This is a genomic window from Rhodovulum sp. 12E13 (assembly GCF_003340565.1).
Lineage (GTDB): Bacteria > Pseudomonadota > Alphaproteobacteria > Rhodobacterales > Rhodobacteraceae > HLUCCA09.
The window spans coordinates 1-18,228 of record NZ_QPLK01000018.1; the positions used below are offsets into that span (position 1 = coordinate 1).

Here is an 18,228-nt window from a genome sequence, read left to right on the forward strand (position 1 = left end):
CGGAGCAACTCGACCTGTTCGAAGCATTGAGCCTGCCGAAACCCGCCTGACGCACCTTGTCGTCACAAAAACGCGAACTCCCCGCCAACAATATCAATCGCTTATCGGATCAACTGTCGAACTTCGGTGTGATGTCCCGAAAACAGAAACCGGGATCGGAAAAGTCAGATCGATAGGAGGATAATCCCATGAAGGCCCGCATCATCACCGCCGCCGCCCTGACCGCCCTGACGCTCGGCGTCGCCGCCCATGCGCAGGAGGACCCCGCGATGGGCCAGGGGTTCAACATGCTGACGGGGGCGGTCTACAATGCCCTCAGCGCGCAGGGGTTCGACACCTCGAACATCAACGACCTCTCGCTGTCGGAGATCGCCCAGATCCGGAACCTCCTGACCGGCGACATGGGCAACAGCGAGCGTCAGCGCATCGAGCTGATTCTCGAGCGCGCTGCGGGCTGACGCGCCCGCGACCCGGCGCGCCGCGCGCGCACCTGAGGGGCTGCCGACTGGCGGCCCCTTTCGCCATGGGGGGTGCTCCGGTGCCGATCGTCGAGCCGCCCCGGCCCCGACACCTGCGCTGTCAGCGCGTCAACACGGCGTGAGAGGAGGATGCGTGCGTGTCGGGCGTCGCGTATCGTCGCCACCAGACCACCACCGATCCGGGAGCCCGAGATGTCCTCCGACGAGCCCGAGTCCAGTGCCCATACCGATGTCCGGCCGCCCCTGGACGGGACGCGCCCCGACGAGGCGGCGCTGCACGCCCGGCTCCGGGCGATCTTCCCCAATGGTGTGCCGAACATCTACCGGATGATGCTGCGCAACCCGCGGGTCATGGCCGGGCTCGTCGCGATGAAGGAGTGTCTCGCCGGCGGCGAGCTCACCGAGGCCGAGCGCTGCCTGGTGGCGCTCGAGGTGGCCAATTACTGCGAGTGCAGCTACTGCATCGTCGCGCTCAGCCATTACAGCGTGCACGACCTCGGCGTGCCCGACGCGGTCGTCGATGCCGCGGCGAAGGGCGCGCTGCCGGGCGAGGCGCGGCTCGATCTCGTGATCGGGGCGACGCGGGCGCTGCTGGCCAGCCGCGGCAAGCTCGGCCGGGCGGAGCTGGCCCGCTACCGCGAGCGGGGCCTGTCCTTCGCGCAGATCCTCGAGATCATCGGCGTGATCGGGGAGTACACGGTGGCCACCTTCTCGGCCAATCTCGACCGGACGCGGATCGACCCCGAATACCGCCTCGGCTGAGGCTCAGCCCGAAAACGGCAGGCTGACGCGGAAGCAGGTGCCGCCGGGCCGGTCACGTCCGCGGCCGTCGGCCGGTCAACCGCCACGGCGCCGACTTGAACCAGCCTGTGCCATGGGCCACGGCCACCAGCACCGCCATACCGACGAGGTTGACCAGCGCCGCGTTCAGCGGCGTGCGCCCGAGGACGTCGAGCGCCACTCCGAGGAGCCGCGCAAGATACATCGACGCGATGAACACCGCGAGCGATTGCTGGCCGACTTTCAGGATCACGACGAGTCCGGTGCGCCATGTCCGCGCCAGCGGCCCGTCGCCGTCGGGTGGCGCGAGCCTGTCTCCGCGCGGGCCCACGGCGACCCAGGCAAGGTAGGCGAGCGCGAGAAAGTGGAGGTAGCGAAGCCCCCCGAAGTCGGACTTGCCGATCAGGGGGGCCAGCGCCGCCCGTGCCTCCGACAGCTGCGCCACGTCCCGGTAGGTCGGCCCGTGCGCCAACGGCACGATCGCCAGAACGATCGCTGCGGCACCGATCACCAGCCTGCGGTCGACGGGCGGGGCGGGCAGCCAGCCCGACATCAGGGCGAACCCCGTGAAGAAGACAAGCTGCCAGCCGAACGGGTTGAAGAACCACTCGCGCTCGGACCACGGCTCTGCGGGCAGGGCGAGCACACTCGCCTGGGCGAGTGCCCAGACACTGATCACCGCGCCGAAGGCCGCCCAGAGGTGGACACGTGCCAGCGCCATGACCGCGGGCAGCATCATCAGGATGACCAGATACATCGGCAGGATGTCGAAATAGTTCGGCACGTAGGTCAGCGTGACCAGCCCCAGAAGGTTCGTCGCGGGATCGTTGAAGAACGGATGCAGGTTCAGCTGACCGACGTAGTCGCGCAGGAGCAGGTCGGAGGCGGTCAGGGCGACCATGGTCGCGGCGATGTCGAGAAACAGGCAGACATGCGCCCAGTAGACCTGCCAGCAGCGGTATGCGACCCGGGCCGTCCCCATGGCCCACCCGCGGTCGCGGAAGACCTTGCCGAACGCGATGGCCGAGGCCATGCCCGAGCAGAACACGAAGATCTCGGTGGCGTCGGAGAAGCCGAACCGCGCCGGAATCCACTGCGTCATCCAGTTGCTTGGCACATGGGCGATCAGGATGATGAACATCGCGATACCGCGGAAGAAATCGAGCCTCGGATCGCGCAGCGTGGCCGTGTCCGTGGCGGCCGTTCGGGAAACCGCGCTGCCCTTCGGCTGCGAGCCGGGCGTGGTGTCGGTCAGGCTCATCGGGCAGGCACTCGCTCTGGAAGGGGGCGGCTATTCTGCCCCATGATCCGACGCGAGAGGGGCATCGGCAATGCGGGTTCGCCGCGTGCGGGCAAACGTGTCGGCATGGCCCCCGCGAAGCGCCGTGCGCGCATCGAGGATCGCCGAGGCCGCCTCGAGCCGCCCGGCGCGGATGCCGGCGTCGACCGTGATGCGCTCGAAGACGTCGCGCTGCGCATGGCTGCCAATCGTCGGCATGTGAGCTCGCGCGGCGCTGAGCCGGTCGAAGGCGCGCGCATGGCGGCCCTCGCCGAAGGCCGCGAGCCCTTCGGCCGCGGCAAGGCCGGGATGGGCCGCCCCGCGCCCCTGCTCGGTCGGGGCGGCCCCGGAGGCGGCCACCTGTGCCACGAGACGCCCCGCGGATTCGCGGCGCGTGGCGCCCGTCAGGGCGAGCATGTAGTGCAGATCGGCAAGGACCAGACAGCCGTCGTCCGCCCTGTTTTCCGCGATGTCCGCCAGTTCGCCCCAGCGCTGGCCGACATCGACCCCGTCGAGCTCCAGCCGGACGAGGAGCGAGGCGGCATTTGCGAGATCGCGGTAGTCGTCGGTCTTGTCCGTCCGGATGCGGGTATCGTAGAGCGACAGGGCCCTGTCGTGGCCTCCCAGATCGAGGTGCAGCAGCGCCTTGTGCCACCAGACATGGAAGCGGAAATTGTTGCAGTGGCTCCATGCCCCCTCGTTCCGCTCGGGAAGGGCGATACCGGCCTCCGGCCGGTGCATCATGTCGTGAACAGGCGCCACCGCGTGCAGCCCCCAGGCGTCATGGTGAAGTGCCCCTTCGCCAACGCGGCGAACACGGCGCGCTGGTCGGCGAGCTGGTGGGTATACCGCGCGGCCGTCTCCGCATCGAGGCAGACCGTGAACACGATCATCGGAACACGATCCTCGCGCGCGTTCTCGACCACGTTGACGGCATTGAGCGCACCGGGCCCGACCGTCGTCAGGCCAGAGGACGCGGGCCCGGCCACGGCGGAGGCATGGCCACCACGCGCGATGGAGCCCCTTGTCCGCGTGCTTAGGCCGTCACGGCGACCCGGCCACGCCCTGCCGGGAATGGCGCGTCCCTCCCCGCGCGGCCCGCCCTTCCGGCAGGGTGGCGTGCCCTGCCTCGGCGGCATGGAGCCGCGCGAGGCCGAGCGAGGACGACGTGCCGATCACCCATGTCGATGCCGGGTTTGGATCAGACGCCGAGGCACCAGCGCAGGATGGCCTTCTGGGCGTGCAGTCGGTTCTCGGCTTCATCGAAGATGACCGAGGCCGGGCCGTCGAGCACCGCGTCGGTCGCCTCTTCGCCGCGATGGGCCGGCAGGCAGTGCATGAACAGCGCGTCGGGCGCCGCCCGCGCCATCAGCGCCTCGTCGACGCGGTAGGGCGCGAGCAGGCTGTGGCGCTCTTCCTTCGTCTCGGGCGCGTCGTGCATGCTCACCCAGGTGTCTGTCACCACGAGGTCGGCCCCCTCCACCGCGCGGGCCGCATCACGCTCCACCGCGATCTCGGCTCCCTCGGCCCGCATCTCCGCCACGATCTCGGGGTCGGGGTCGAGCGCCTCGGGTCCGGCGAAGACGAGGGAATAGCCGAAGCGCGCCGCGCCGTGGGCGAACGAGGCGAAGACGTTGTTGCCGTCGCCGCACCACACCACCTTGCGCCCGGCGATGGGCCCGCGATGCTCCTCGTAGGTCATCACGTCGGCCATGATCTGGCAGGGATGCGAGCGGTCGGTCAGTCCGTTGATCACCGGCACCGTGGCGTGATGCGCCAGCTCCTCCAGCGCCGCCGGGTCGAAGGTGCGGATCATGACGAGATCGACGAAGCGCGACAGCACGCGGGCGGTATCGGCGACGCTCTCGCCGGCGCCGAGCTGCATCTCGGCGCCCGACAGCACCAGCGTCTGCCCGCCCATCTGCCGCACGCCCACGTCGAACGACACCCGCGTCCGCGTCGACGGCTTCTCGAAGACCAGCGCCACGACCCGCCCCGCGAGCGCGGCCTCGTCGTCTGCCGCGCCCTTTGGCCGGCCCGCCCGCGCGTCCTTCATCCGGCGCGCCGCGTCGAGGATCGCACGCAGGTCGTCGGCGGGCAGACGGTCGATGTCGAGAAAGTCGGGCATGCGGCGCTCCTCCTGGGCGGAGCCCCGAAGTCACCCCGAAGCGGGTCGGAGCGCAAGCCCCGATGACCCCGCGCACGGCCTCCCTGACCTGCGCGCCACGGTGGCGCCCCGCGCGGCGCCGCGCCCGCGTGCGCGGGCGCCGGGCCCAACCGGAGGAGCGCCCGCACGGGCGCGAGGGAGGGCGGGAGCCCCCCGGTGCCGCGCACCGGAGCGGCGCCGTGTCAGGCGTCGGCCGCGGCCGGTCGTCGGATCGCGGGCCCGGCGGCGATCACCGTGGCGTCGAGCCCGGCGCCGCCCGCATCCAGCCGCGCGAGAAGCTGCGCCCGCATCCGCGGCTCCCAGAACTTGTTGATGTGGTCGGCCACGGCGTCCGCCGCCGCCTCGCGCGGCTGCGCGCGAAAGGCGGTGGCGATCTGGTTGGCCATGTAGGCGAGCTTGTCGTCGGTCATCTCAGCCCTCCATCCGGTGGGGGTGGGTCAGCGGTGCAGCGGGCCCGCCCTTCAGCCCCGCCACCAGGGTCAGCCCCGCTGCGTCGGCCATCCGGGCGGCGAGCGCGGTGGCCGCCGAGGCCGCGAGGATCGCCTCTGCCCCCATCGCCGCCGCCTTCTGCACCATCTCGACGGAGACGCGGCTGGTCAGCACGACAGCCGTTCCCGCGGTGTCCTCGCGCGCGCGCGCCACGGCGCCTGCCAGCTTGTCGAGCGCGTTGTGCCGGCCCACGTCCTCGCGCGCGACCACCAGCCCGGTGCCCGGCCGCCAGAGGCCGGCGGCGTGGGCCGCATGGGTCGCATCGTGCAGCGGCTGGCGGCGGCGCAGCATCTCGGGGGCGTGGCGCAGGTCGGCCGCCCGCAGCCGCAGGTCGCAGGTTTCCACCTGCGCGGCCGGCGCCAGGGCCTGATCGATCGAGTCGATCCCGCACAGGCCGCAGCCCACCGGCCCGGCCATCGCCCGGCGCCGCCGCGCCAGCCGCTCCGCGGCGCCGTCTGGCAGCCACATGCGCGCCTCGCGCCCCGCCCCGTGATCGACGATCTCGAGTTCGAGGATCTCGCCCGCAGCAGCGATCCCCTCGGTCAGGGTGAAGCCGACCGCGAAATCCTCGAGGTCGGCGGGCGTCGCCATCATCACCGCCTGCGTCGTGCCGTTGTAGACGAGCGCGACCGGCACCTCCTCGGCAAGCGGCCGGGGGGGCGCGTCGTACAGGATGGCGCGCGCCTGCCCCATCACTCGGCCGCCTTCAGCACCCGGCGTGCGCGCTCGGCCTGCGCGGCGTAGTCGCGCTGCCACTCGGTCGGCCCGTTCGAGAGCGACACCTGCACCGCCGTCACCTTGTATTCCGGGCAGTTCGTCGCCCAGTCGGAATAGTCGGTGGTGATGACGTTGGCCTGCGTGTCGGGATGGTGGAAGGTCGTATAGACCACGCCCGGCGCCACCCGGTCGGTGATGTGCGCCCGGAGCGACGTCTCGCCCTTGCGAGAGGCGAGCTTCACCCATGCGCCGTCGGAGACGCCGCGATTCTCGGCGTCGTGCGGGTGGATCTCCAGCACGTCCTCTGCGTGCCAGACGGTGTTCGCCGTCCGCCGCGTCTGGGCGCCCACGTTGTACTGCGACAGCACCCGCCCCGTCGTCAGCAGCAGCGGGAAGCGCGGGCCGGTCCGCTCGTCGGTGGCCACGTATTCCGTCACCACGAACAGGCCCTTGCCCCGCACGAAGCCGGCCTCGTGCATCACCGGCGTGCCCTGCGGCGCGGCCGCGTTGCACGGCCATTGCACCGAGCCCTCCGTCTCGAGCGTCCCGTAGGACACGCCGGCGAAGGAGGGGGTCGTGGCCGCGATCTCGTCCATGATCTGGCTGGGGTGGGTATAGGCCCATTCCGCGCCCATCGCGCGGGCCAGCCCCAGCGTCACCTCCCAGTCGGCCAGCCCGGTCTTCGGCGCCATCACGCGGCGCACGCGGTTGATCCGCCGCTCGGCGTTGGTGAACGTCCCGTCTTTCTCGAGGAAGGTTGAGCCCGGCAGGAAGACATGGGCGTAGTTCGCCGTCTCGTTCAGGAACAGGTCGTGGACGATGACGCATTCCATTGCCGCCAGCCCGTCGCGCACATGCCGCGTGTCGGGGTCCGACTGCAGGATGTCCTCGCCCTGGATGTAGATGCCGCGGAACGTGCCCTCGGTCGCCGCATCCAGCATGTTGGGGATGCGCAGCCCCGGCTCGTCGCGGATCGGTGTGCCCCAGATGGCCTCGAACACGTCGCGGGCGTCGCCGTCATGCACGTGGCGATAGCCCGGCAGCTCGTGCGGGAAGCTACCCATGTCGCACGAGCCCTGCACGTTGTTCTGGCCGCGCAGCGGGTTCACGCCCACGCCCTTGCGGCCGACATTGCCGGTGGCCATGGCGAGGTTGGCAATCGCCATGACGGTGGTCGAGCCCTGGCTGTGCTCGGTCACGCCCAGCCCGTAGTAGATCGCCCCGTTGCCGCCGGTGGCATAGAGCCGGGCCGCGGCGCGCAACTCGGCGGCCGGCACGCCCGTCACCTGCTCCACCGCCTCGGGCGCATGGCGCTCATCGGCCACAAAGCGCGCCCAGTCCTCGAAGGCGTCCCAGTCGCAGCGCTCGCGCACGAATGCCTCGTCCACGAGCCCCTCGGTGACGATCACGTGCGCCATCGCCGTCAGCACCGCCACGTTCGTGCCGGGCCTGAGGGCGAGGTGATGCGCGGCCTCCACATGCGGGGTGCGCACGAGGTCGATCCGCCGCGGGTCGATCACGATCAGCTTCGCGCCGGCCCGCAGCCGCTTCTTCAGCCGCGAGCCGAAGACGGGGTGACCGTCGGTCGGGTTGGCGCCGATCACGATCACGACGTCGGTGTGCTCGACGCTATCGAAATCCTGCGTGCCGGCCGAAGTGCCGAAGGTCGTCTTGAGCCCGTAGCCGGTGGGCGAGTGGCAGACCCGCGCGCAGGTATCGACGTTGTTGTTGCCGAAGACGCTCCGGATCAGCTTCTGCACGAGGAACGTCTCCTCGTTGGTGCAGCGGCTCGAGGTGATGCCCCCGATCGCTCCCACGCCGTGCCGCTCCTGGATGCCGCGCAGCTTGGCCGCCGTGTGGGCGAACGCCTCCTCCCAGGTCACCTCGCGCCACGGCTCGTCGATGCTCTCGCGGATCATCGGGTTCAGCACCCGGTCGGCATGGTTGGCGTAGCCCCAGGCGAAGCGGCCCTTGACGCAGCTGTGCCCCCGGTTCGCCTTGCCGTGCTTGTAGGGCACCATCCGCACCAGTTCGTCGCCGCGCATCTGCGCCTCGAACGAGCAGCCCACCCCGCAATAGGCGCAGGTCGTCACCACCGACCGGTCCGGCGTGCCGATCTCGGCGACCGACTTCTCCTGCAGGGTGGCGGTCGGGCAGGCCTGCACGCAGGCCCCGCAACTCACGCAATCCGACGACAGGAAATCGTCGCCCGCCATCCCCGCCGACACCCGGCTGTCGAAGCCGCGCCCCTCTATGGTCAGCGCGAAGGTGCCCTGCACCTCCTCGCAGGCGCGCACGCAGCGCGAGCAGACGATGCATTTCGAGGGGTCGTAGGAGAAATACGGGTTCGAATCGTCCTTCGGCAGCCAGTTGGGGTTCGCCTCCCCGTTCTGCCGGGCGACGACGTGGTTCTCGCCCTCATAGCCGTAGCGCACGTCGCGCAAGCCGACGGCGCCGGCCATGTCCTGCAACTCGCAATCGCCGTTCGCCGCGCAGGTCAGGCAGTCGAGCGGGTGGTCGGAGATGTAGAGCTCCATCACGCCCTTGCGGATCTTCTTCACCTTTTCCGACTGGGTGCGCACGACCATGCCCTCGGTCACCGGTGTCGTGCACGAGGCCGGCGTTCCCCGCCGCCCCTCGATCTCCACCACGCAGAGCCGGCACGAGCCGAAGGCCTCCAGCGAATCCGTCGCGCACAGCTTCGGGATCTGCATCCCCAGTTCCGCCGCCGCCCGCATGACGGAGGTGCCCTCCGGCACCGTCACCTCGAAGCCGTCGATGGTCAGCCGCACCGGCGCCCCTTCGCGCGCCGGCGTGCCCATGTCGCGGCTCTCCCACGGAATGACGAAGTCCTTCATCGGCTCACCCTTTCGCCGGGGCGCCGCCCCGGGCCATCGTCCTGCCCATCATCTTGGCACAAATACTCCGGGGGGCTCGGGGGGCTGGCCCCCCGTCCGCCCGCGCCACCAGCGCCCGGCCGCTCATTCCGCCGCCTCCCGCACCGGGAAGAAATCGTCGGGGAAATGCTTCAGCGCCGAGAGCACCGGGTAGGGCGTGAAGCCTCCCAGCGCGCAGAGCGAGCCGTCCTTCATCGTCTCGCAGAGGTCGGTCAGCAGGTCGATCCGGCGCGCGTCTCCCGCGATCACCTGCTCCATCACCTCCATGCCCCTCACCGCGCCGATGCGGCAGGGCGTGCACTTGCCGCAACTCTCGATGGCGCAGAACTCGAAGGCGAAGCGCGCCATCTCGGCCATGTCCACCGTGTCGTCGAACACCACGACCCCGGCGTGCCCGATCAGCCCGCCCTGGCCGTCGAACTCCTCGTAGCCGAACGGCGTGTCGAACTGGTGCGGCGCAAAATAGGCGCCGAGCGGCCCGCCCACCTGCACCGCCTTCACCGGCCGGCCCGAGGCCGTGCCGCCGCCGATCTCCTCCACCAGACGCCCCAGCGGCATCCCGAAGGCCGTCTCGAACAGCCCGCCATGCCTGACGTTGCCCGCGATCTGCACCGGGATCGTCCCGCGCGAGCGGCCCAGCCCGAATCCGGCGTAGTGCTCCGCCCCCTTCTCGAGGATCACCGGCACGGTGGCGAGCGACAGCACGTTGTTGACCACTGTCGGCCGCCCGAGGAACCCCTCGATCGCGGGCAGCGGGGGCTTCGCGCGCACCACGCCGCGCTTGCCCTCGAGCGAGTTCAGGAGCGACGTTTCCTCGCCGCAGACATAGGCCCCCGCGCCGACCCGCACCTCCATGTCGAAGGCGTGGCCCGAGCCCAGCACCGACGCGCCCAGCACGCCCGCCCCGCGCGCCCGCCGGATCGCCTCCGACATCGCCTCGATGGCGTCGGGGTATTCCGAGCGCAGGTAGACGTAGCCCTGCGTGGCCCCCGTGCCGAGGCCGGCGATCGCCATTCCCTCGATCAGCGAGAAGGGGTCTCCCTCCATCAGCATCCGGTCGGCGAAGGTGCCCGAATCGCCCTCGTCGGCGTTGCAGACGATGTATTTCCGCCCGCCCGCCGCCTTGCGCACCGTGTCCCACTTGATGCCGGTGGGAAAGCCCGCACCGCCGCGCCCCCGCAGGCCGGACGCCTTCACCTCTTCGACGATCGCCTCGGCCGACATTCCCAGCGCGCGGCGCAGGCCGACAAGGCCGCCCTCGGCCTCGTAGTCGGCCAGCGACAGCGGGTCGATCCGCCCGCAGCGCGCGAAGGTCAGCCGCTGCTGGGCGGCGAAAAACGGGATCTCCTCGGTCGGCCCCAGCCCCTTGGGATGGCCCGTCGGGTCGGCGAGGATGCCCGGCACGTCGTCGGGCGCGACCGGGCCAAAGGCGTGCCGCATGCCGCCGATCTCGATCTCCAGCAGCGGCTCGAGCCAGACCATCCCGCGCGAGCCGACGCGCACGGGCGTCACTCCGGCCTCGGCCAGCACCGCCGCGACCGCCTCGGCCCCGAGCGCCTTGGCCGCCGCATCCCGGCTGAGAAAGACGCGCATCAGCCCACCTCCCCCGCGATCCGCTCGGCCGTCGCCCGGCCGAGCAGCCGGCCGCCGACCTGCGCCGCGGGTCCGCAGGCGCACAGGCCGAGGCAATAGACCGGCTCGAGCGTCACCGACCCGTCAGGTGCCGTTTCGCCCGCCGTGACGCCCAGCGCCGCCTCCAGATCGGCCAGCAGACGGTCGGCGCCGACGCTCTTGCAGGCCTCCGAGCGGCAGACGCGCACGGTGACGCGGCCTGCCGGCTCCGACCGGAAGTCGTGGTAGAACGAGGCCACCCCGTGCACCTCGGCCCGGGTCAGGTTGAGCACGTCGGCGATGGCAGGCAGCGCGGCGTCGGGCAGATGGCCGAACCTCTCGTGCACCGCGTGCAGGATCGGCAGCAGCGGCCCCTCGAGCGGCATCAGCCGTTCCGCTATGGCGCGCGCCTCCGCCGCGATCTCCTCGGTGGACGTGTCGAGCGGCATGGGCAGGCTCCGTGGCGCGATCCTTGGCTGGCAGGCTGGCTACCTGTTCCGCGTGCCGCGGTATGCAGCGGAGTTCAATATCGGAAACTCGTCACTTGATAGGAGGTGTCTATCGGCCATGACATGGTGCAGACGCCTCGAAGGCAGGTGCGCCCTCGCTTGCTGCCGTGGTGTAACGCGCTCCTGAAGACCGGCAGCGGGACGACCCGGATGCGCCTGACCCACGGCAGCAGCGGCGGCATGGGCTTGTCCCGACATTCGGGCAGGCGATCTGCTGCGACGGCGCCGGCGCGGCCCACCCGCGCCGCGGCCGCGTGTCGTGGAACGATCCTCGCGGCGGGTGCCATGCCCCATGCCGGCGCCACCCACGAGATCGGCCCCGGTTGCGCCCGCGTCGACGGGCTGCGCCGGCTGGGCTTCCCGCAGGGCGCGCGCGCGCCCCGCGCGGCGTCACTCCGCGGGTCGTTGGTGCGGAAACGCGGTGCCGGGGAGCGGGCGCAGATCGTCGAGCCAGCCCGCCCGGTCGTCGTGCTCGGCGAGGAAGGGCCGCCCCGTCAGCGCGGCATCGCGCGCCTGCAGGAAGCGCAGCGACAGCGCCTTGCCCGCCCCCGTCTCCACCGGCCCGTCGAGCACGACCTTGCCGGGATGTGCCGACATGACCGGCCCGCGGGCGGAGCGGGCGAGGCCGGAGACGCGCCGCTGCGCGTCGGTATGGATCTCCCACGCGCGCAGGAGCGGCACGCGGAAATAGTCGGCCGGCCCCGTGTCGCGCTCCATGAACATGTAGTAGGGCACCATGCCCAGCGCGACCGACCGCTCCCAGAGCCGCGCCCATGTCCCGGCGTCGTCGTTGATCTGCGCAAGGATCGGCGCCTGCGTCCGCAGGACGGCGCCCGCCGCGCGCAGCCGGGCGACGGCATCCTGCACCGGCGCCGGCTCGAGCTCGCGCCAGTGGTTGAGATGCGCCATCACCGCGAGGTGCCGGCCCGAGGCGACCACCCGCTCGAACAGCCGCATCAGGTCGTCGGCATCGCCGTCGGTGGTGAAGCGGCCGGGCCAGTAGCTGAGCGCCTTCGTGCCGATGCGGATGGTGCGCAGGCTCTCCACCTCGAGAAACGGCTCGATGTAGCGTGCCAGCACGCGGGTCGGCATGATCGCCGGGTCGCCCCCGGTGATGAGGATGTCGGTGACCTCGGGGTGCGCCCGCAGGTAGGCGGCCGCCTGCGCCGCCTCGCGCGCCTGGATCTTCCAGTCGGGCTCGCCGACGAACTGCGCCCAGCGAAAGCAGAAGCTGCAATAGGCGTGACAGGTCTGCCCGGCAGAGGGGAAGAACAGCACCGTTTCGGCATACTTGTGCTGGAGACCGTCGACCGGCTCCCCGTCGAGCCAGGCGCGATTGTCGGTCTGCTGGCCGGCCGGGTGCGGGTTGAGGCTCTCGCGGATGTCGCGCACCACGGCACGCAGCGGCTCTCGCCCCTCGGCCTTCGCGCGGGCGACCGCGGCGACCTGCGCCCCCGTCAGCATGCCCTCCTGCGGGAACATCAGGCGGAACATCGGGTCGGCGTCGGGGGCGCTCCAGTCGATCAGATGTTCCAGGGTGAAATCGTTGACGCGAAACGGCAGCACCTCGGTCACGCTGTCGAACAGCGCACGATAGTCGGGCGAGAGCCGCTCCCAGTAGGGCGTCCTGCGAAAGCCGGCGGGCGAATAGGCCCGGAACTTCGCCACGGCCGGGCGCCCCGCCAGTGTGTTGCGATCCTGAATGGTCATGTCCGGCTCCGCGCTCGCTGCGATCGTCATGCCGGGAGCGCCCGTCTCGACGAACTGGCGCGTTACCCCGGACCCCACCCGCGGTGGAGAGTGCGGCGAGAGGGAGGGCGAGGCGACTCATTTCGCCCCGGACCCCTCGAAATCGAATTAAATCCGCTCAGGCGGAGCCATTGAAGCGACCAGGGAAACGGCGCACCGGCAGCCGCGGGGTGCGCGGTGGGGGTGGCCGCGCGCCTGATGCCCGTCGGGCTCGTCGCAAACTCGTTGCCGCAGGTCGCAAACTTTCGGCTCGCCATGCGCGCGGCATGCGATTCCGCACCGCAGAATCACGTGGCCGCACACCTGCGTGCCCGCCTTGCAGAACCGTCATGCCGACCGGATGCGCGCCGGAGCGCCGGTCAGGAGATACCGATGCTGAGCGAGTCCGACGTCCTGTCCACCTTGATGCGCCGCACGCCCGGCTGGTCGCTGCAGCAGGCGCTTTACTGCGACGCGGGCGTGTTCCGCGTCGACCTAGAGCGGATCTGGTACCGCGAGTGGCTGTTCGCGATCCCCGCCTGCGAGATCCCCAGGCCAGGCAACTACGTGGTGCACGAGGTGGGCGCCTACTCGGTGGTGATCGTGCGCGGGAGCGACGGCGAGATCCGCGCCTTCCACAACACCTGTCGTCACCGCGGCTCGGTCTTGTGCAGGGCGAAGAAGGGGTCGAACCCGAGGCTCGTCTGCCCCTACCACCAGTGGACCTACGAGCTCGACGGGCGGCTTCTGTGGGCGCGCGACATGGGGCCGGGCTTCGACCCCGCGCAGCACGGGTTGAAACCGGTGCATTGCCGCGATGTCTCGGGTCTCGTCTACATCTGCCTCGCCGAGGCTGCCCCGCCGATCGACGAGTTCGCCTCGGAAGCCGCGCACTACCTGGCGCCCCACGACCTGGCGAACTCGAAGGTCGCCCACGAGAGCACCATCGTCGAGCACGGCAACTGGAAGCTCGTGTGGGAGAACAACCGCGAGTGCTACCATTGCGCGGGCAACCACCCCTCGCTCTGCCGCACCTTCCCCGAAGACCCGCGCTACATCGGCTCCGACAACTCGGGCGAGCTGTCCGACATTGCGGCGGCCCACGTGGCCCGGTGCGAGGCGGCGGGCGCGCCCTCGGCCTACCGCATCTCGGCGCGGGGCGACTGGCGCTTCGTGCGCACGCCGCTCCTCGACAAGGGCGAGAGCTACACGATGGACGGCAAGGTGGCGGTGACGAGGCCCAACTCGTCGATCCCCTTCCGCGACGCGGGATCGCTGTTGAAGTTCAGCTATCCGGGCTGCTGGAACCATTTCCTGTCCGACCACGCCATCGTCTTCCGTGTCACTCCGATCGGCCCGATGGAGACGGAGGTGTCGACCAAGTGGCTCGTGCACAAGGACGCGGTCGAGGGCGTCGACTACGACCTCACGCGGCTGACCGAGGTGTGGCTGGCCACCAACGACGAGGATCGCGAGGTGGTCGAGAACAACCAGCGCGGCATCCTCTCGCCGGCCTACGAGCCGGGGCCCTATTCGCCCACCCACGAGGGCGGCAACATCCAGTTCGTCGACTGGTACGCAACCACGCTGATCCGCGCCATCACCGGCGGGCCGGCCACCATCGCGGCGGAGTGAGCGCGTGGGCCTGCATGCCGATCTGACCGCCTCGGCCGACGCCGGCATCTGGACAGACGCCGAGCCGCTGATGTGCTGTGCCGTGGTGCCCGAGGCGCCGAACGTGGCGACGTTCAGCTTCGTTTCCCCTTCGGGCGCGCAGTTCCGCTACGAGCCGGGGCAGTTCCTCACGCTCGAGCTGCCGGTGCCCGGCGGCACCGTGTGGAAGACCTACACGATCTCGTCGTCGCCCTCGCGGCCGCTGACGCTGTCGGTCACGGTCAAGGCGCAGCCGGGCAGCGTGGGCACGCGCTGGATGCTCGACCACCTGAAGCCGGGCATGCGGATCAAGGCCACCGGCCCGGCGGGCATCTTCACCCTGCCGCGGCGGGAGAAGAAGAAGTATCTCTTCATCTCCGCCGGGTCGGGCATCACGCCGTCGCTGTCGATGACGACCTATCTCTACGATCGCGGCACCGATATCGACGTGGTGTTCGTCAACTGCGCCCGCCGCCCGCAGGACATCATCGCCCGCCAGCGGCTGGAGCAGATGGCGAGCCGCGTGCCGTCGCTCAAGCTGTTCTTCATCGTCGAGGAAGACGACCCCTACCGCGTCTGGACCGGCCTGCGCGGGCAGCTCAACCAGCTGATGATCGGCCTGATCGCGGGCGACTACCTCGAGCGCGAGGTGTATTGCTGCGGGCCGGAGCCCTTCATGGACGCGGTGCGCGAGATGCTGATCGCGCTCGGCTACGACATGGAGGGCTACCACCAGGAGAGCTTCGCCGCCCCGGTCAAGACAGAGGCGCAACTGCCCGACCTCGACGACCTCGTGCCCGACGAGAGCGCGGCGGCGAGCGTCGGCTTCGCCCGGTCCGGGGTGACCGCCGAGTGCAGCGAGACCGACACCGTGCTCGCGGTGGCGCGGGGCGCGGGGATCGTCATCCCTTCGGGCTGCACCTTCGGCGTCTGCGGCACCTGCAAGGTGAAGAAGACCGCGGGGGAGGTGCACATGGTCCATAACGGCGGCATCTCGGACGACGACGTCGAGGACGGCTACATCCTGGCCTGCTGCTCCAAGCCCATCGGCGCGATCGAGATCGACGCCTAAAGGGGGGGGCGCCGCCGCCCGCCCCTCCATGTCCTCGCGAGGCAACCCCACCCGACGCCCGGAGACCCCATGTCGAGCGATCCGCTGCTCCAGCCCTACGATCTCAAGCACCTGCGGCTGAAGAACCGCGTGATGATTACCGCGCACGAGCCCGCCTATCCCGAAGACGGGATGCCGAAGGACCGCTACCGCGCCTACCACGTCGAGCGGGCGCGCGCCGGCGTGGCCCTGACGATGACGGCCGGCTCGGCCTCGGTTTCGCGCGACAGCCCGCCGGTCTTCAACAACGTCATCGTCTGGAAGGACGAGGTGGTGGGCTGGCTGCGCAGGCTCGCCGACGAGTGCCACGACCACGGCTGCGCGGTGATGATCCAGCTCACCCATCTCGGCCGCCGCACGCGGTGGGACAAGGCCGACTGGCTGCCCACCATCTCGGCCTCGCACCAGCGCGAGCCGGCGCACCGCGCCTTTCCCAAGAAGGCCGAGGACTGGGACATCGAGCGCATCGTCGCCGACTACGCCGACGCCGCCGAGCGCATGCAGGCGGCCGGCCTCGACGGGATCGAGCTGCAGGCCTACGGGCATCTGCTCGACCAGTTCTGGTCGCCGGCGACCAACGAGATGGAGGGCGCCCACGGCGGCAGCCTCGAGAACCGGATGCGCCTGTCGATGGACGTGCTGCGCGCCGTGCGCGAGCGGGTCGGCCCCGATTTCATCGTCGGCATCCGCTATACCGCCGACGAGGCCATGCCGGGCGGCATCGGCAGGGAAGAGGGCATCGAGATCACGCGGCGGCTGAAGGACAGCGGCCTCGTCGACTTTCTCAACGTGATCCGGGGCCATATCGAGACCGACGCGGCCCTGACCGACGTGATCCCGGTGCAGGGGATGCGGTCGAACCCGCATCTCGACTTCGCGGGCGAGATCCGGGCGGCGACGCGGTTCCCCACCTTCCACGCCGCCAAGATCCAGGACGTGGCGACCGCGCGCCACGCCATCGCCAGCGGCAAGCTCGACATGGTGGGGATGACGCGCGCCCACATCGCCGACCCCCACATCATGGCCAAGATCCTGCGCGGCGAGGAAGAGCGCATCCGCCCCTGTGTCGGTGCCAACTACTGCCTCGACCGCATCTACATGGGCGGCATGGCGCTCTGCCTGCACAACCCGGCCACGGGGCGCGAGCAGACCGAGCCGCATCTCGTGTCGCGGGCCGAGGCGCGGCGCCGCGTGGTCGTCGTCGGCGCCGGGCCGGCGGGCCTCGAGGCGGCGCGCGTGGCGGCCGAGCGCGGGCACGAGGTGATCGTGCACGAAGCCGCCAACGACCCCGGCGGGCAGGTGCGCCTGACCGCGCAGACGCCCCGCCGGGCCGAGATGATGCAGCTCATCCAGTGGCGCGTGGCCGAGTGCGAGCGGATGGGCGTGACCTTCCGCTTCAACAGCTATGCCGATGCCGAGACGGTGCTGGCCGAGGCGCCAGACGTCGTGATCGTCGCCACCGGCGGCCTGCCCCACACCGAGGTTGTGTCCGAGGGCGCCGATCTCGTCGTGTCGGCGTGGGATATCCTGTCGGGCGACGCGCGCCCCGGCGCCAATGTCCTGATCTACGACGACGCCGGCGACTACCCCGCGCTTCAGGCCGCCGAGGCGATCGCCGCGACCGGGGCGGCGGTCGAGATCGTGACGCGCGACCGCGCCTTCGCGCCCGAGGTTATGGGCATGTCGCTGACGCCCGCCCTGCGCGAGCTGCAGGGGCGCGACGTGACCTTCACCGTGACATGGACGCTCGACGCCGTACGGCGCGACGGAAACGAACTCGTCGCCGTGCTGGGCAGCGATTACGGCGGGGTTCGCCGCGAGCGCCGCGTCGACCAGGTGGTGGTCAACGCCGGCACCCGGCCGCTCGACGAGCTCTACTTCGAGTTGCGGGAGGGCGCCATCAACCGTGGCGAGGTAGACCACGGGGCGCTGATCGACGGCCGCCCCCAGTCCGTCGTGCGGAACCCCGCGGGCGCCTACCAGCTCTTCCGCATCGGTGACGCGGTGGCGGCCCGCAATACCCACGCCGCGATCTACGACGCGCTGCGCCTCGTGAAGTCGGCATGATACGGGGCACGCGCTCACCGACGGCTGCACGGTCATGCAATGGAAAGAAGGAGCACCCCGGCCTCGCGAAGACAGGGCCAGATGCATGCACCTCTTGAAGAAGTGGGTCTGGCCCACCCTCTCCGCCCGGAGACCGGGATTCGGTATCGCACGGGGGCATGTGCAGGAGGGCCGGCCTTCGGAGAGGCCCGGGCTTTTCAGGAGTTCATGCCGGGGTCGCGATCAACGGGGCCCCAGATCCGGCTCGTGGATGGTGGTGCCCGGCTCGGCCATCGTCTCCAGCCCGGCCTCGGTCGCCGCGTCGTGTGCCTCGATGCCCGCGACGCGCGCCCGCGGAGCCGCCCCGCGGATCGCGGCGGGCTGCTCGTCGGTCTGCTTTCCCGAGAGCTGCGCAGATCGATCCCGAGCGCCAGCGCGACGGGCGCGCGCACCGGGCCGTGAATGATGACCGCTGCGAACGTTTCCATGAACAGTCCGACCACGAAGAGCAGCAGGGTCGCCAGGAGCAGGAAGGGCGACGCAGTCGCTCGGCTTCGACCACGGCTCGCTGTGCAGGGCTGTCCTTCACCCGGTCCCAGGCGTCATCGGTCGCGTCGGCGGGGAACAGGCGGACCTCGCCCTTCATCGGGAGGGCGTTCGCGCGCACGCGCCACCCCACCAGTCCGGCGCGGCGACGAGCGCGAGGGGGCGAAATCGCCGGCATCGGCAGACCGGAAGGCGGCGGCGTCCCATGCCGCCCGC

General features: G+C 70.7%; 16 protein-coding genes. 5 read left to right on the forward strand and 11 right to left on the reverse strand.

Annotated features, from left to right (window positions below; genetic code table 11):
- The first annotated feature begins 188 nt into the window (after positions 1-188).
- Positions 189-458 carry a hypothetical protein gene (locus tag DLJ49_RS14840; RefSeq protein WP_115394340.1) on the forward strand — a complete coding sequence of 90 codons (270 nt, stop codon included), beginning with the start codon at positions 189-191 and terminating at the stop codon, positions 456-458.
- A gap of 213 nt (positions 459-671) precedes the next feature.
- Positions 672-1,241: a carboxymuconolactone decarboxylase family protein gene (locus DLJ49_RS14845; protein ID WP_115394341.1), complete on the forward strand. Its 570-nt coding sequence runs from the start codon at positions 672-674 to the stop codon at positions 1,239-1,241.
- A gap of 52 nt (positions 1,242-1,293) precedes the next feature.
- Here the strand turns inward: DLJ49_RS14845 and DLJ49_RS14850 are convergent, their stop codons facing one another.
- The 10 genes from DLJ49_RS14850 to DLJ49_RS14895 all read right to left on the reverse strand — a co-directional run bounded on the left by DLJ49_RS14850 (position 1,294) and on the right by DLJ49_RS14895 (position 12,638).
- Positions 1,294-2,520 (reverse strand): OpgC family protein, encoded by a 1,227-nt coding sequence (locus DLJ49_RS14850; RefSeq protein ID WP_115394342.1) that lies wholly within the window; start codon positions 2,518-2,520, stop codon positions 1,294-1,296.
- Between the two features lie 30 nt (positions 2,521-2,550).
- Positions 2,551-3,282, reverse strand: coding sequence for a tetratricopeptide repeat protein (locus DLJ49_RS14855; protein WP_158547478.1), 732 nt, complete (start codon positions 3,280-3,282; stop codon positions 2,551-2,553).
- Entirely contained in the window at positions 3,279-3,527 is a 249-nt protein-coding gene (locus DLJ49_RS22480; RefSeq protein ID WP_233489047.1) for a thiamine pyrophosphate-binding protein, read from the reverse strand. Before DLJ49_RS22480 ends, DLJ49_RS14855 begins: the two co-directional genes overlap by 4 nt.
- A 212-nt stretch (positions 3,528-3,739) precedes the next feature.
- The gene (argF, locus tag DLJ49_RS14865; protein ID WP_115394345.1) at positions 3,740-4,666 is read right to left on the reverse strand and encodes an ornithine carbamoyltransferase; all 927 of its coding nucleotides are present in this window, start codon (positions 4,664-4,666) and stop codon (positions 3,740-3,742) included.
- Positions 4,667-4,887: 221 nt separating this feature from the next.
- On the reverse strand, positions 4,888-5,115 hold the full coding sequence (locus DLJ49_RS14870; protein WP_115394346.1) for a formate dehydrogenase subunit delta: 228 nt from the start codon (positions 5,113-5,115) through the stop codon (positions 4,888-4,890).
- A gap of 1 nt (position 5,116) precedes the next feature.
- Complete coding sequence (fdhD, locus tag DLJ49_RS14875) at positions 5,117-5,887, reverse strand: formate dehydrogenase accessory sulfurtransferase FdhD (protein ID WP_115394347.1); 771 nt, start codon at positions 5,885-5,887, stop codon at positions 5,117-5,119.
- Positions 5,887-8,769, reverse strand: a complete 2,883-nt coding sequence (fdhF, locus tag DLJ49_RS14880; RefSeq protein ID WP_115394348.1) for a formate dehydrogenase subunit alpha — start codon at positions 8,767-8,769, stop codon at positions 5,887-5,889. The genes fdhD and fdhF overlap by 1 nt, the downstream gene beginning before the upstream one ends.
- Positions 8,770-8,892: 123 nt before the next feature.
- Positions 8,893-10,401 carry an NADH-ubiquinone oxidoreductase-F iron-sulfur binding region domain-containing protein gene (locus DLJ49_RS14885; RefSeq protein WP_115394349.1) on the reverse strand — a complete coding sequence of 503 codons (1,509 nt, stop codon included), beginning with the start codon at positions 10,399-10,401 and terminating at the stop codon, positions 8,893-8,895.
- The gene (locus tag DLJ49_RS14890; RefSeq protein WP_115394350.1) at positions 10,401-10,868 is read right to left on the reverse strand and encodes an NAD(P)H-dependent oxidoreductase subunit E; all 468 of its coding nucleotides are present in this window, start codon (positions 10,866-10,868) and stop codon (positions 10,401-10,403) included. Before DLJ49_RS14890 ends, DLJ49_RS14885 begins: the two co-directional genes overlap by 1 nt.
- 450 nt (positions 10,869-11,318) lie before the next feature.
- Complete coding sequence (locus DLJ49_RS14895; RefSeq protein ID WP_147277319.1) at positions 11,319-12,638, reverse strand: KamA family radical SAM protein; 1,320 nt, start codon at positions 12,636-12,638, stop codon at positions 11,319-11,321.
- 411 nt (positions 12,639-13,049) lie between these two features.
- Here DLJ49_RS14895 and DLJ49_RS14900 point away from each other — a divergent pair, with 411 nt between their 5' ends.
- The 3 genes from DLJ49_RS14900 to DLJ49_RS14910 all read left to right on the forward strand — a co-directional run bounded on the left by DLJ49_RS14900 (position 13,050) and on the right by DLJ49_RS14910 (position 17,487).
- Positions 13,050-14,291 (forward strand): aromatic ring-hydroxylating oxygenase subunit alpha, encoded by a 1,242-nt coding sequence (locus DLJ49_RS14900; protein WP_115394352.1) that lies wholly within the window; start codon positions 13,050-13,052, stop codon positions 14,289-14,291.
- A gap of 70 nt (positions 14,292-14,361) precedes the next feature.
- Positions 14,362-15,381 (forward strand): FAD-binding oxidoreductase, encoded by a 1,020-nt coding sequence (locus DLJ49_RS14905; RefSeq protein WP_115394426.1) that lies wholly within the window; start codon positions 14,362-14,364, stop codon positions 15,379-15,381.
- A gap of 69 nt (positions 15,382-15,450) precedes the next feature.
- Positions 15,451-17,487 carry an NADH:flavin oxidoreductase gene (locus DLJ49_RS14910; RefSeq protein ID WP_115394353.1) on the forward strand — a complete coding sequence of 679 codons (2,037 nt, stop codon included), beginning with the start codon at positions 15,451-15,453 and terminating at the stop codon, positions 17,485-17,487.
- A gap of 197 nt (positions 17,488-17,684) precedes the next feature.
- Here the strand turns inward: DLJ49_RS14910 and DLJ49_RS22890 are convergent, their stop codons facing one another.
- On the reverse strand, positions 17,685-18,065 hold the full coding sequence (locus tag DLJ49_RS22890; RefSeq protein ID WP_115394354.1) for a TRAP transporter large permease subunit: 381 nt from the start codon (positions 18,063-18,065) through the stop codon (positions 17,685-17,687).
- Positions 18,066-18,228 lie beyond the last annotated feature (163 nt).

Excerpts from the sequence above, each read along its gene's own strand:
- DLJ49_RS14840 (WP_115394340.1), top strand. The coding sequence starts at position 189 with ATGAAGGCCCGCATCATCACCGCCGCCGCCCTGACCGCCCTGACGCTC.
- DLJ49_RS14845 (WP_115394341.1), top strand. The coding sequence starts at position 672 with ATGTCCTCCGACGAGCCCGAGTCCAGTGCCCATACCGATGTCCGGCCG.
- DLJ49_RS14850 (WP_115394342.1), bottom strand. The coding sequence starts at position 2,520 with ATGAGCCTGACCGACACCACGCCCGGCTCGCAGCCGAAGGGCAGCGCG.
- DLJ49_RS14855 (WP_158547478.1), bottom strand. The coding sequence starts at position 3,282 with ATGATGCACCGGCCGGAGGCCGGTATCGCCCTTCCCGAGCGGAACGAG.
- argF (WP_115394345.1), bottom strand. The coding sequence starts at position 4,666 with ATGCCCGACTTTCTCGACATCGACCGTCTGCCCGCCGACGACCTGCGT.
- DLJ49_RS14870 (WP_115394346.1), bottom strand. The coding sequence starts at position 5,115 with ATGACCGACGACAAGCTCGCCTACATGGCCAACCAGATCGCCACCGCC.
- fdhD (WP_115394347.1), bottom strand. The coding sequence starts at position 5,887 with ATGGGGCAGGCGCGCGCCATCCTGTACGACGCGCCCCCCCGGCCGCTT.
- fdhF (WP_115394348.1), bottom strand. The coding sequence starts at position 8,769 with ATGAAGGACTTCGTCATTCCGTGGGAGAGCCGCGACATGGGCACGCCG.
- DLJ49_RS14885 (WP_115394349.1), bottom strand. The coding sequence starts at position 10,401 with ATGCGCGTCTTTCTCAGCCGGGATGCGGCGGCCAAGGCGCTCGGGGCC.
- DLJ49_RS14890 (WP_115394350.1), bottom strand. The coding sequence starts at position 10,868 with ATGCCGCTCGACACGTCCACCGAGGAGATCGCGGCGGAGGCGCGCGCC.
- DLJ49_RS14895 (WP_147277319.1), bottom strand. The coding sequence starts at position 12,638 with ATGACCATTCAGGATCGCAACACACTGGCGGGGCGCCCGGCCGTGGCG.
- DLJ49_RS14900 (WP_115394352.1), top strand. The coding sequence starts at position 13,050 with ATGCTGAGCGAGTCCGACGTCCTGTCCACCTTGATGCGCCGCACGCCC.
- DLJ49_RS14905 (WP_115394426.1), top strand. The coding sequence starts at position 14,362 with ATGTGCTGTGCCGTGGTGCCCGAGGCGCCGAACGTGGCGACGTTCAGC.
- DLJ49_RS14910 (WP_115394353.1), top strand. The coding sequence starts at position 15,451 with ATGTCGAGCGATCCGCTGCTCCAGCCCTACGATCTCAAGCACCTGCGG.